The sequence below is a fragment of the Corynebacterium riegelii genome, assembly GCF_001263755.1.
Classification (GTDB): Bacteria; Actinomycetota; Actinomycetes; order Mycobacteriales; family Mycobacteriaceae; genus Corynebacterium; species Corynebacterium riegelii.
In genome coordinates, this window is record NZ_CP012342.1 from 1,258,448 (window position 1) to 1,270,805 (window position 12,358).

At 57.7% G+C, this 12,358-nt stretch carries 13 protein-coding genes and 1 tRNA gene; 12 read left to right on the forward strand and 2 right to left on the reverse strand.

The window, feature by feature from the left end:
* Entirely contained in the window at positions 1 to 279 is a 279-nt protein-coding gene (locus tag AK829_RS06135) for a mycoredoxin (protein ID WP_052205066.1), read from the forward strand.
* Between the two features lie 4 nt (positions 280 to 283).
* Here the strand turns inward: AK829_RS06135 and AK829_RS06140 are convergent, their stop codons facing one another.
* On the reverse strand, positions 284 to 1,672 hold the full coding sequence (locus AK829_RS06140) for a phytoene desaturase family protein (protein WP_052205067.1): 1,389 nt from the start codon (positions 1,670 to 1,672) through the stop codon (positions 284 to 286).
* 63 nt (positions 1,673 to 1,735) lie between these two features.
* Here AK829_RS06140 and AK829_RS06145 point away from each other — a divergent pair, with 63 nt between their 5' ends.
* From AK829_RS06145 to AK829_RS12910, 10 genes are all read left to right on the forward strand, one after another.
* Positions 1,736 to 2,764: a hypothetical protein gene (locus AK829_RS06145; RefSeq protein WP_157045302.1), complete on the forward strand. Its 1,029-nt coding sequence runs from the start codon at positions 1,736 to 1,738 to the stop codon at positions 2,762 to 2,764.
* A 69-nt stretch (positions 2,765 to 2,833) separates the two neighbouring features.
* Positions 2,834 to 2,906 (forward strand) — tRNA-Arg (locus AK829_RS06150).
* A 334-nt stretch (positions 2,907 to 3,240) separates the two neighbouring features.
* On the forward strand, positions 3,241 to 4,467 hold the full coding sequence (locus tag AK829_RS06155) for an IS1249 family transposase (protein WP_083439767.1): 1,227 nt from the start codon (positions 3,241 to 3,243) through the stop codon (positions 4,465 to 4,467).
* A gap of 412 nt (positions 4,468 to 4,879) precedes the next feature.
* Positions 4,880 to 5,251 carry a hypothetical protein gene (locus tag AK829_RS06160; RefSeq protein WP_052205069.1) on the forward strand — a complete coding sequence of 124 codons (372 nt, stop codon included), beginning with the start codon at positions 4,880 to 4,882 and terminating at the stop codon, positions 5,249 to 5,251.
* Between the two features lie 11 nt (positions 5,252 to 5,262).
* Positions 5,263 to 6,303 carry a DUF3039 domain-containing protein gene (locus tag AK829_RS06165; protein WP_052205070.1) on the forward strand — a complete coding sequence of 347 codons (1,041 nt, stop codon included), beginning with the start codon at positions 5,263 to 5,265 and terminating at the stop codon, positions 6,301 to 6,303.
* Positions 6,300 to 6,509, forward strand: coding sequence for an NADPH-dependent FMN reductase family protein (locus tag AK829_RS06170; RefSeq protein ID WP_052205071.1), 210 nt, complete (start codon positions 6,300 to 6,302; stop codon positions 6,507 to 6,509). The genes AK829_RS06165 and AK829_RS06170 overlap by 4 nt, the downstream gene beginning before the upstream one ends.
* Positions 6,506 to 6,886, forward strand: a complete 381-nt coding sequence (locus tag AK829_RS12175; RefSeq protein WP_083439768.1) for a GntR family transcriptional regulator — start codon at positions 6,506 to 6,508, stop codon at positions 6,884 to 6,886. The genes AK829_RS06170 and AK829_RS12175 overlap by 4 nt, the downstream gene beginning before the upstream one ends.
* Before the next feature lie 121 nt (positions 6,887 to 7,007).
* A complete protein-coding gene (gene istA, locus AK829_RS06180; protein WP_052205073.1) occupies positions 7,008 to 8,642 on the forward strand; it encodes an IS21 family transposase in 1,635 nt (544 codons plus the stop codon).
* 4 nt (positions 8,643 to 8,646) lie between these two features.
* A complete protein-coding gene (locus tag AK829_RS06185) occupies positions 8,647 to 9,414 on the forward strand; it encodes an ATP-binding protein (RefSeq protein ID WP_052205074.1) in 768 nt (255 codons plus the stop codon).
* 58 nt (positions 9,415 to 9,472) lie between these two features.
* On the forward strand, positions 9,473 to 9,763 hold the full coding sequence (locus AK829_RS12910; protein WP_408606289.1) for an FCD domain-containing protein: 291 nt from the start codon (positions 9,473 to 9,475) through the stop codon (positions 9,761 to 9,763).
* Between the two features lie 36 nt (positions 9,764 to 9,799).
* On the opposite strand, the gene AK829_RS06190 is transcribed toward AK829_RS12910, so the two are convergent.
* The gene (locus AK829_RS06190; protein WP_052205075.1) at positions 9,800 to 10,267 is read right to left on the reverse strand and encodes an ASCH domain-containing protein; all 468 of its coding nucleotides are present in this window, start codon (positions 10,265 to 10,267) and stop codon (positions 9,800 to 9,802) included.
* Positions 10,268 to 10,694: 427 nt separating this feature from the next.
* Here AK829_RS06190 and AK829_RS06195 point away from each other — a divergent pair, with 427 nt between their 5' ends.
* Positions 10,695 to 12,173, forward strand: coding sequence for an HNH endonuclease signature motif containing protein (locus AK829_RS06195; RefSeq protein ID WP_052205076.1), 1,479 nt, complete (start codon positions 10,695 to 10,697; stop codon positions 12,171 to 12,173).
* Positions 12,174 to 12,358 lie beyond the last annotated feature (185 nt).

The window sequence follows — 12,358 nt, forward strand, 5'->3', positions numbered from 1 at the left end:
ATGACTGCTCCTGCAACTACTTCTCACGTGACCATCTTTGCGGCTGACTGGTGCCCGTTTTGCAAGAAGCTGCGCCAGCGCTTGGACCGCACGGAAACGCCGTACGATCTTGTAGACGTTGAGGATGACGGCATGGATGACGTCAACGAGTGGATCAAGTCTGTCAACGACGGCAACCGCATCGTGCCCACCGTGCTCTACTCCGACGGCACGCATGCCACCAACCCGGAGGCCTCCGCCGTGCGCAAGAAGCTGCGTGAGCTGACCGGCGAAGAGTAAGCCGTTATCTAGCGAAGTCTCGCAGGGCGGCCTCTGCTGCCCACCATCCTGGCATGCCGTGAACGCCTGCACCTGGGGCTGTTGACGCTGATGCAAGGTACAGCCCGCGGCGCAGGCGGTGCGGCTGGCGCATGAGCAGTTGCGTTCCGTCCATGGCCCCGCCAGCAATGTCGCCCCCGACAAGGTTTGGGTTCCATGCTTCAAGCATCTGCGGGGATGTGTCTATCCTGCCTGCCACAACGTTGCTGAATCCGGGGGCGAATCGTGCAATCTGCGCCTCTATTGATGCAGCGACCTCGCCCGGGTAGCGCTCCCGGTAACCATGCGGCACGTGAGCGTAGCTCCATAACACGAGGCCTCGCGACGGATCAGCGACGAACTGTTGGCTCACCATCACAAACGGCTGCTTGGGCATCACGCCGTTGGCCACGGCTTTCTCGGCCTGCACGATCTCTTCTGCTGTGCCGCCGACATGCACGGTTGCGGCTTGTCCCACACGCGGGTCAGCCCAGGGCACGGGTGCGCGAAGCAGGAAGTCCACCTTGTGCACTGCCGGACCGTAGCGCCATTTACGCATGGAGCGAACCCTTTTGGTTGGTAGCGCGGTGCCTCCCATGCGCAGGACCTGCTTTGGGGTGAGGTTGAGGATCACCGCGTCTGCGCTTGGCAGCCTGGTTACTTCCTCGCCGCAGTGCACAGTGCCGCCGTGGGCTTCAACGATCCGCCGTAACGCTGCGGTAATCGCACCGGTACCGCCCTGCGCCACCGGCCAGCCGCGAGTCATGCCAAGTGCGCCGAAGAGCAGGCCGAACGCCCCGGTAAACGGTCGCGACGGCGAGGTAATCGCGTGCGTTGCGCTGCCGGCAAACAGGGCGCGGGCCTCCTCAGAGCGAAATGCCGCGCGCCCAAGTGTCGTTGCAGGCAGCACGCCCGGCACGCCGAACCTTGCTAGCGCAATCGGGTGCCGTGGCAGGTGCGGCATCGGCGCCAAGACGTCTTCAAGAATGCCATCAATGCGCCCCACCACTGGCCGGTGCAGTCGCGTCCACGCCTCTTCGTCCGCACCGAGGTTCGCCGCGGTTTCTTCCAGTGAGCCCGCGAGCACTGCCGCGCCCCCGCCAAGGGGATGTGCCATCTCATACGGGGCGCGCAGCCACCGCACGCCATGGTCTTCAAGCCGCAACTTGTGAAATGCCGGGCTGGCCACACCGAAGGGGTGCCCGGCAGCGCCAAGGTCCCGGTGCTCGCCGCTATCAAGCACATCCGTTGATGCTGCTCCCCCAACCGAGTCTGCGCGTTCAAACACCTCCACCTGCCATCCTTCTGTGGCGAGGCGTGCTGCGGCGGTCAACCCGTTGGGGCCAGCGCCTATTACTGCGGCGGTTGGTTTCACTCAGCCCATGTTAGGGCCCGTGTGTTAGGGCCCGTGTTAGGTCCCTGCATTACACTGCGCCGGGTGAATATGAAGCAGATTGGTTGGATGTTGCACTGGGTTGTGCGCATGGTCGTGCTGGCAATGTTGCTGCCGTACGCAGTGTTCAAACTCGGGCTGATGCAGATGAGTACTCCGGATTTCCCGGAGCTTCTGATCACGCTGGGCGAGAAGACCCCGATGGGCTTGCTGTGGACATTTATGGGGTTCTCCCCTGTCGTGCAGTTTCTTGCGGGCCTTGCGGAGTTTGTTGCCTGTGTGCTGTTGCTGTGGCGGCGGACTGCGTGGCTTGGCGGGCTGATCGGCTTCCTTGACCTGGCCGTGGTTTGGCTACTGAACATGACGTTTGATGTGCCGGTGAAAATCCCGTCTGCGATTCAGGCGCTGCTATTTCTTCTGGTGTTGGCACCGTGGCTGCCGCGGCTGTTTCGCTTCATTGCTGGCCAAGCCACTGAGGCGGTAGATGCCCCGCGGGTGATCACGTCAGACAAGATTCACCGCGTGACCCGTTTCTTCCCCGCTCTAGCTGCGGTGGTGTTGCTTGGCGGCGCCGGGTTTGCCATGTTCACGGGTATTCCGAAGGCCTTTGCCCGTGAGGGAACTGAGCTTTCGGGCGTGCATACTGTCGCCGGCGGGGACATTGAGCCTTCCGCGGATTTGTCGCAGGATAACCGCTGGTCCGAGATCGCGTTCGGCTCCATAGACGGCTTCCAGGCTGAGCGGTTCCCCCAGGTTGAGGGCGAGACTCCGGAGGGTGATTTCCATGGGCTTCTTGCTTTACGACGCACCTCCGGCGCCCTCCAAGAAGGCTTCTACACCCTCCAAGGCGACCGCGTTATTATCCAGCTCACCGCCCCGATGACGGATGATCGCGTCAATGCTCGCCCCCGCGGTCCAATCGAGGAAACCCTGGAGTTCACGTGGCGCACCAATGGCGACACGCTGGAGCTTCTGCCTGACTACGGCACCGCGTTCACCCTCACCCCCTCCAAACTGGGCACGACGCTGTTGGATCAGCCGTTTACGTGGATCGCGCCCCCGTTCAACCGCTAGCGTGATCCAGCCCAATTTCAACAGCCCAATTTCAACACCCGCGCGGCGCTGCGGTAATCTAGCGCCACTGCCCCAGTAGCTCAGTGGATAGAGCACTTCTCTCCTAAAGAAGGTGTCGGAGGTTCGATTCCTCTCTGGGGCGCTCTTGGGGGTCTCGAAGAATCTGGTGTGATTGTTCGAACAACCCTCTCAGAACATCAAAAACACCTCTACCTGCACAAATAGGAGAGGCGTTTTTGTTGTGCCGGGACCGTTTCCGGGCTGTCGTTACCAAAAAATGGCCGAAAATCGCTACCCGTTGATCGCTTCTATGGGTTAAGCGACAAAATGTGTGCTTTTTTGGATATGGATTCCCGGTCCTGCCTGGGCCTACGGCGGGAGAGTGCTCGTTGAATCGGGATTCCCGACCATAGACCGGAAGGTCCACCACTTCAGGCGTTGGATGTGCTACGACAGCAAGCTGTTAAACCAGCTGCATGCCAACTCAACACAGGAAGAGAAAACACAACAGGCCCCTATGCCCGGCATGCGAGCACACCGCCACGAAAATGGGCACCACCTCCAGCGGAAAACAGCGATGGCGCTGTACACACTGCGGGCACACCTTCACCAACCCGAACACGGCTAAGACCAGCGCATATCGGTTTGCCATCTTCATCGACTGGATCACCGGCCAGCGTCCCCTCGACGCTGTGGCTGCTGCACACAACGTCTCCAGGCGCACATTGATCCGCTGGTTCACCTACTTCTGGTTCATCATCGTCCCATGCAAACCAGACCCGTACCGCGTCTACGACCAGCTGTTTATTGACGGCACCTACTTCCACAAAAAATGCCTGCTTGTCGCTGCAACCAGCGAACACGTCGTTGCCTGGCACTGGTGCACACGAGAAACCGCCTACGACTACGCCAAACTCTTCGACCTGATCGCCGAACCCCTAGTCGTGACCACAGACGGCTCCGGTGGCGCAAACAAGGCCATCAAACAATGCTGGCCAAACGCCTCCATCCAACGCTGCCTCGTCCACGTACGCCGCGACACCATCAAAGACACCACACGCCAACCAACAATCACCGCGCACAAAGCACTCCTTCGCCTCGGCAACCAGCTAACCCACATCACCACCCGTGACCAGGCAATTACCTGGGTACTTCGCCTCAACCGCTTCCATGACCTCTACGGTGACTGGCTCAAACAACGCACCTACCGCAACCAAGTCGCCCCAGAAGAGATCCCAAAACGCATCCGCGACAACCAGCAATGGTGGTACACCCACCCCAGAGCCCGCAGAGCCTACCGCCGGTTCGAGCGCCTCTACCAACAAGGCCACCTCTTCGTCTGGCTCAACCCACCAAAACACACCACAACCGAGCTAAAGACCACCACAAACAGCCTGGAAGGCGGCATAAACGCACAACTGAAACACCTTGCCCGAGCCCACCGCGGCACATTTGACGAACACCAACGAATCATCATGGACTGGTGGCTCTACCTGCACACCCAACACCACGATGACCCGCTGGCGCTAGCAATCGAGCAAGACTTCGGCCGCAAAGGCTACGCACACGCCCGCCAGGCACACATGCGTGAACGCGACCAAGCCAACTCACCCGACGGCCGGCCGAAAGTCTACGACACCGGCATCGACACCGACTTCAACCCCTCCTGGGCCATCCGACACGGCTGGGCAGGACGCTCATAACCCCAGCACAGCACCCCGGGCCCGGCCCATTCCAACCCCCGAAAAGCACACATTTTGTCACTTAAATCGACACGCCGAGAAAAGCACACATTTTGTCGCTTAACCCGCTTCTATGGGGTGTCAGGCCGTCCCGTAAAGGACGGCGACGCGTGTTCCAGAGTTTCAGAGCAAGCGAGTAATAGAACCCCTCAATGAAAGGCCGTCCCGTAAAGGACGGCGACGCCAAACAGTGCACTTAAGGCGACTGTCACCGGCAAGCCCTCAATGAAAGGCCGCATGGCTAGAGCTAGACTACATCGTTCCTCTGGGCGGCAGGGAGCTCTAGGTGTTTGCGGCTTTGAGGACTTTCTTCAAGCGTCTTCCGTGGTTAAGATGGTCAGCGCAGAAGCGAAATGGAAACGGGGTGTGAAAGATGGCTCATGAAGTGCACAGTGTAGATCCTTCCCTTACTGCACCAGACGTGCTGGCCCGTGCTGCGGAAAGCAGTGTGGAGGGTGCTGTTGCAGTGACGTCGATGGCTAGCAGCTGCGGGTTGGACGAGCTGCCAGCCTGGCTGAGCCTGAATGCTGCAGCATCCCTTCTTGGTTTGAGCGCCCTGCATGTTCGTTTGCTGGGGCGTGACGGGAAGGTGATGCTGCGGTCCACTCGCGATGGCGTTGAGGTGGAAACCGCCTCTGTGCTCTCTAGGCTCCCGGACACGATACGAAGCCGTGAGATCTTTGCGCGCCACGCCGCCCATCCTGATGAGCTTGTTGCGTCGGCAGTTGCATCGCTATCTGAATAACGTTATTTCCCATGGCTCTTCCAGCACGGCTCACAATTTACTGCGCGACACAAGACCTCAAACTTGAAAGTTGGGACAGCGCTGGGCCGATTGGCGGTGTATCCACGCAGGTAGAGCACCCCGTGCTAGAGCATGCTAACGCGATTTTTGCGCCGGACCGTGACTACGCCAAGGCTCCGGCAAAAATCAGCGGAGTGCGTCCCACCTGTTACAAAGTGAAGACTTCTCGGTACCGTGGGGTGGCCTTTATGGATCCGGACGGGCAAGTGTGGGTGGTTTCAGCCGGAATCCGAAAAGGCGTGGATCGTGACGATTTCTATCAGCGGTTTATGCGCCGCAGTGAGATTGACCCGCAGTGGTGGCTCCCTACTCCTGTGGATCGCGCATTGCTTGAGAAAGAGAAGAAAACAGATCGCCTACTTGCTTGGCGGAGACGCCTCTTTGATCAGGTTGAGTCTGCGATGGCGCATTTCAGTGACGAGGCATACGGCGGCTGCGCCGACCCCGTTTTCTCGGTGGATCTGAACGAAATTACACAGTTTTTGGATCTCTCTAGTCTCAACACAACTCTCCCCGCAGTGACAATACGGCTGATCTCCCTGGGCGAGGAAGAGTGTCTGGGTATCGAATTACAACTTGAGCAGCATCATGACGAAAGAACGCAATCACTCTGTCAGCTTGGGATAGAGACAATCGCCGCTGCCATACATGATGGTGAGCAGGATTGGTCGAAAGACGGCCTGACGGAAACGGGGCAGCCACAGTTTGTTCTGGAGTTTGGGGGAGAGATAACGCTTGACTCCGTGCTACGTGGGGATCGAAGTGCAAAACCACCGGCATGGTTTAGGCCGGGTAGCGTGCACCACCTCGTTGCTGAAGAGATAGAACAGTCGCACGTTCGTACTGTGTCAGACGCCATCGTCCAAGGTAATCCAGTTTTTGCGCTGTGCGGGACGGTGTTTGTCCCGCGTCAAGATCACCAAAGACTTGCCGCGTGTCCTCGATGCGCGCGGATTCAAGGCCTGCTAGAGCAATCCGAATCGAAAGAATGAAGGTACCTATGCACATCTACTTCTCCTCCGTTTACGGTTCCACGAAGCAGTACGCTGAGGAACTCGCGCGTTGTCTCGGCACGACCGCGCAGGAGATTCCCGATCCCGCTGAAGTGTCCGCAGCCGCCGCAGAGGGCCCCATCGTCGTCCTCGCTCCGGCGCACGGACCGATGAATGCTGCGGCCAAGTTCGCAACGAGATATTGAATGGCACGCTTCTGCCCGGCACTCAACTGAAAGAAGTCCAGCTGGCTAACCGCTTTGGCGTTTCTCGTACACCGGTCAGAGATGCACTTTCCCGTTTAGAAGACTTGGGGTTGGCAGAACGCGTTAATCGAGGTCTCGAAGTGCGCGGTTTGGATCCAGAACAAGTTATCCAGGTCTACGACATGCGGATCTTGCTCGAAGTCGAAGCGTCCGGCCAAGCCGCTCAGAATCGGAACCTGAACGATATCCTCACGCTTGAAGCACTCCTGGAAAGAGATAGGAGCTTAGAAAAACCGACGGATGCCGAGCTCATCCAAACCAACCTGGAATTTCACCGTGCAGTCTGGAAAACGTTGTTGCGACCGGCTATTTGGTAGCAGTGTCGTGACTATCTGGTAGCACTTCAGTGAGTATCTGGTAGCAGCTCAGGGGGCTCGGGGTGATACTTCCGGTAGCCGCACCACTCGGGTGCGGCGTGTGACTGGAAGGAGTCCGCTGATGACGGATTACCGTGCGGTGATGACGCTGCTGATTAGGAAGCGTTCTTACCGCCAGATTGAAGACCAGATCGGGTGCTCGCACCGCGCGATTTCCCGAGCGAACCAAGCGCTGCGAAGCCTTGGCCTGACCACTGCCCAGCAGGTCGCGGCGTTGACCGATGACGAGTTGGCCGAGATATTCGTTGACAAACGCACCAGTGGGCAAGGCGAATTCGTCCCGATTGACTTTGACGCGGTCGTCAAAGCACGCACAGGGCGTACGAAGCAAACACTGCAAGTATTGTGGGCTCGCTACACCACCACCCCAGCCCAGCCGGGTCAGCGTCATTACAGCTACGACCGGTTCCGCCAGCTGGTTGCCTCCCATGTCGATGCTGCCGGGCTTAGCGCGCGGATCACCCATGCACCAGGCCATACGATGCAGGTGGATTGGGCAGGTACCAAGATGTGCCTGTACGACCCTGCGGGCACACAGGGTGCGAAAGTCAGTATTTTCGTCGCTTCGTTGCCGTATTCAGGGATGTTGTTTGCGTGTGCGTGTGTTGACCAGCGTCAACAGTCCTGGCTTGATGCCCATCGTCAAGCGTTTGACTACTTCGGTGGGGTCTGTCAGGTTGTTGTCCCCGATAACGCGTCAACAGCATCAAACGCGATTAGTACTGCCGATAGGAATCGGAAGGTCAACGACACCTACCAGCAGTTCTTGGAGCACTACAACACAGCAGCACTTCCCACACGCGCGCGCCGGCCGAAGGATAAAGCAAATGTGGAAGCTGCGGTAAAGATCGTCACCCACAAAGTCATCCACACCCTTGAAGGCCACCAGTGTGTTGACGTAGACGAGCTCAACGAAAAGATTGTGGACTTAGTCGACGCGATCAACACCTCCGTGCCATTTCGCAGTCAACAGTCAAGCCGCAGGGATCTCTTTGAACAACACGAGCAGCATCTGCTTGCTGATCTGCCGCAAACCCCGTGGCAGCACACCGAGTGGAAGCGTGCGAAAGTAGCCCCAGATTTCCATATCACGGTTGCAACGGTGCGCTACTCCGTTCCGCATCAGCTTGTTGGCCGCACTGTCGATGTGCGCATCACCGGGCAAGTCTTGACCGTCTTTGATCAAGGCACGACCGTGGCAACGCATCGGGTTTCGCATAAGCGTGGGGCCTATGTCACTGACTATGAGCACATTCCATCTGGCATGGACTCCACTCGTGGGCTGTGGACAAGCGACTACTTTTATCGCGAAGCCCAAAAAACCGGCCCGGCAACACGCAAGGTCATCGAAGAACTCATCGCGGCGAAAGCCATCCCGGCCCAGGCGTACCAGTCCTGTAGAAACGTGCTGTCGATGGGCAAACACGGCAACAAACCAATCCTGGAAGAGGCATGCCAGCGCTTAATGGCCAACGACGGCAGCCGACGTGCGGTGTCTTATACCGCGGTTAAAAACATGATGGCCGCCATACGCAAAGAACACGCCACCCGGCCCCGCGGGTTAGACCAGGCCCCGCGCAGCACCACAACCAACCAGCCCACCGCCCCTGCAGTCACCGACCGGGATACCACCGGCGCGTTTCTCGGCGGTGCAGACCAGTTCAGCATCGAAAACCTCACCAAGAAAGGACACTAAGCCCATGTCATCACCAACCCCACCAACAGATCGCTTCCTTGACGAGTCCGTCCTGCCCGACTTCACCGCGCTGCGGATGACTGCCTTTGGACAAAGCGTCATCGAGATTGCCAACGATCCCGCATTCGACGCATGGACGTTTTCCCAAAAGGTGCTCTACGCACTCGATAAAGAAGTCGCGGCCAGGCGCGAACGACGCATCAACAAACTACTGAAAGCATCCCGATCGCCAAACCTTGATGCTTGCCTTGAAAACGTGGTCTGCACGCCTGACCGCAACATCAACCCCGAGCAAGTCAGCAGACTCGCTCACGGACAATGGTGCCACCTGGGCCAAAACATTGTCATCCTGGGCAAATCCTCAGTCGGCAAAACCTACCTCGCCCAAGCCTTGATCACAGCAGCATGCCGCAAGGACTACTCCGCACGCTTCTACCGCACCGACATGCTCGCCGCCGAACTAGCAGTCCTCCAACCCGATGACCCCGCACGGTTAAAGTTCATCCAGTACCTCCACGGCGTCGACGTCTTAGTCCTCGATGACTTCCTGACCACACCAGTAGATGCCGCAACCGCGCACCAACTTCTCAACATCCTCGCCGCGCGTGAAAGCAAAGTCTCAACGATTGTGACCTCACAATTCACCCCGCAAGAGTGGTACAAATCCATCCCTGATGCGGTGATCTCCGAGTCAATCCTCAACCGACTTGTCTCCGGTGCGGAGATCATCACACTCGAAGGACCAAACATGCGCCTGACCACCAACGCATAACCACCAACAACGCCTGAGTGGGGACACCGCTACCGGATACTCACTCAGGCGCTACCAGATACTCACCACACCGCTACCATTTCAATCTTCTGAACAAACGTCCCAAAATCCTGTTCTTATCGATCTACTAGAGCGCCTCATGACCCATTTGGTTCACGCTCCTACATCCACGCTTAGCGTCGACGATCGACAAAACGAGGCCCTGAATGAGCACGCTAAACTTATAGAAGCAATTAGCGATCGCGATACTGCGGCCGCTCGAGATATTGCCAATCAGCACTTCAGCACAGCGCGCGAAATCCGGATGAACCTACTCCGAAAAGCTGCTCTACGAGATGCCACTCAGTAGAGATTCACAACCCTAAGATCCCAGATCCCGGACTGCTCATACCAACGAGTCCCATGGCTCTATCGGACTGATCGGGTACCGCTCATCAACGGTAAAGCGTTGGCACACCACCTCGGTGTCGTCGTCAATATCAAGTGCTCCGATGTACTCCACAAACTCTGGCGAGCGCCAATAGCGTTCATGCCCGGCACGCCATTCGCCGGCATCCGTGTAGCCCTCTCCCTCGGCAATGGCATGCTCGTCGCTCACGTCCGCCAGCCGACAAACCTGCACGTCGGCCGTACGAATGACGCACACCACGTTGTCATGTGAGTCAAGGACGGCCTCGAGGGCCTCCACTTCCTCATGCGGCTGATAGTCGTTGGGGTATTCAGCCAACAAGGATGCTGTCGCAGTTTTCGTTCCATTCAGGATGGCGTTGACAAGACCGTCACGGAGCGGGCCTGGAAAGGCGAACTCGCCACGAGGCAACTCCGAAATGGGTTCTACGGTGTCCCGATTCATACATTCATATTAGGCAGCGAGGATCACCGTCCTTGGTATCGCACTGTTATACCTCGCATTTCTTGGGTTTCCGCAGCCCTGAACAGTCGTTTTCCACTGGTCGTCTAGCTCGGTGGTTGTGGAAACAGACGATGAGCGTGGTGGTTTGGGTGCTTGACCTTCCACCCGATCCGGCCCCGCTTGCGCGTGCGACGAGGCTGGAGATTTGCGGCATTTCTCGAACGTTTGTCTGCTATTTCCCCGTAAGCCAATGGGGCATGTGGGATCGGTCGATATACTGAATGCAACCGCCAGCCTGTGTAGTGAATGTGCATGCGGAAATAGTGCAATACATGCTGGTTTACCCCTTGCGTATAGAACAGTTCAGCGGGTATAATTAGGGGTACGAAACAAAGGGAAAACGGGAACACAACACTGGGGGTAGACCGTGGGCGAACCATACTTCCGCACACAGCGACCAGAAGATCCGCTGAGCACGTTTAGTCAAGGTATTCGCGATATTTACTGGAATGCCTTCGGCCGCTTCGCCACACCTGGGGCAAGTGTTGATATTGATGACTTCGACGTGGCTGTGGTGGCCATGAGGGAAGCAACCGGCTGGACTAAAAGCTCGGTTGAGCAAGCGATCTTCTCCCATGCACGCCTACAACACTTACCGAAGCTGCGAGCATTGCAGGCCAAGACGCGTGTGATGGATCTGCAGCATTTACGCGCCATCGATACCGTGCTTGCTGAGCTTGGGCCAGACATCACCGATGAGGCGTATGCCGAGTTCGACGAGATGTTGACTACTACGTTTACCCCAACACGTGCTGGGCAACACACTCCACAAACCACCACGATTACCCGTCGTATCCGGGAGATGATTAAACGTATTGACCCAACCTGCGCCTACCAACCAAAAAGGCGCCAACAGCGAATGGCGCAGGCACACGCTGCTGATGATGCGGTGACCTTTGAGGTGTCTGCACAGTCCGGCACGGTCAAAACACTGGTCACGTTGGCGACCAACCCGTTGACTGCACAGGTCGTACGCGAGCACGTGTTAGCGACTGCACGTGAACACAAAACCTCCATGGCCGATGCGATGGTGAAACTGCTCTCTGGTGAGATCACCCCAACGAAAACCACGCTGCATGTGTTTGTGCCGAAGGGTCGTGAGGTTGGCGGGCCGGCCTATGTGCCAGGTGTTGGTGCCTTAACCCCAGAAGCAACCGCAGCACTGGATGACCTGCTGGCGTCAGCGAAGGTCACCGAAGTGGATATGGAGGCAGAACTTCAAGCACATACGGATAGCTACACCCCAACCGAAGCAATGCGACGAGTCGTCTGCGCACGCCACACGCACTGTGTGTTCCCGGGATGTAGTGTGCCGTCACTGAGGTGCCAGATGGATCACCGGATCCCGTTTGGCCAGGGTGGCAAAACCACGCCGAGTAACTTGTATCCGTTGTGTCAAAAGCACCACAACCTGAAAACCGATAAGCGTGGGTTCTACGTCCCAGACCCGGATACGGGTGAAATCTTGTGGCTTTTTGCCAACGGCACGTATGAAACCTGCACGCCGGATAGCCTGATTGCACACAACACCCAAGCGCAGGCCCCACGGTGGAAGAGCAACCTTGAGCAAGTGTGTCAGCGTCGTAGTCGGGTGGCGCAGTTCTACGCCAAGGGCCACAAAATACTGGACGATTTTGACCACCACCACAACCTCGAACAGGCCGACGCCCAGATCGCAGCCTTGGAGGAAGAATACGGCCTTCACTTCCCGATCAAGGCGGTGTTGCCGGAGCCGTTACCAAAAGAACCCGATTTTTGTGAACCACCCTTCCCCGACCCAGAAGATGCCTACGGATGGGTGGAAGACTACGCCCCAGAAGAACTGGTCGATACCCGCCCCGAGTAAGAGAATCCAGGTGGCCCGATCCAAAACAAAAAACAGGCCGTTTTTCCGAAGGAGGCCTCGGCGTGGTTCCTGGCTTGGGACAAATGAGCGACGAAATGAGTGCCGAGCTTTCACCAACCACAAGCCCAAAACCCACAGGCCACAATGTCGAAGGGATCTTCAACGACCGACGGTGACCCAAGCCA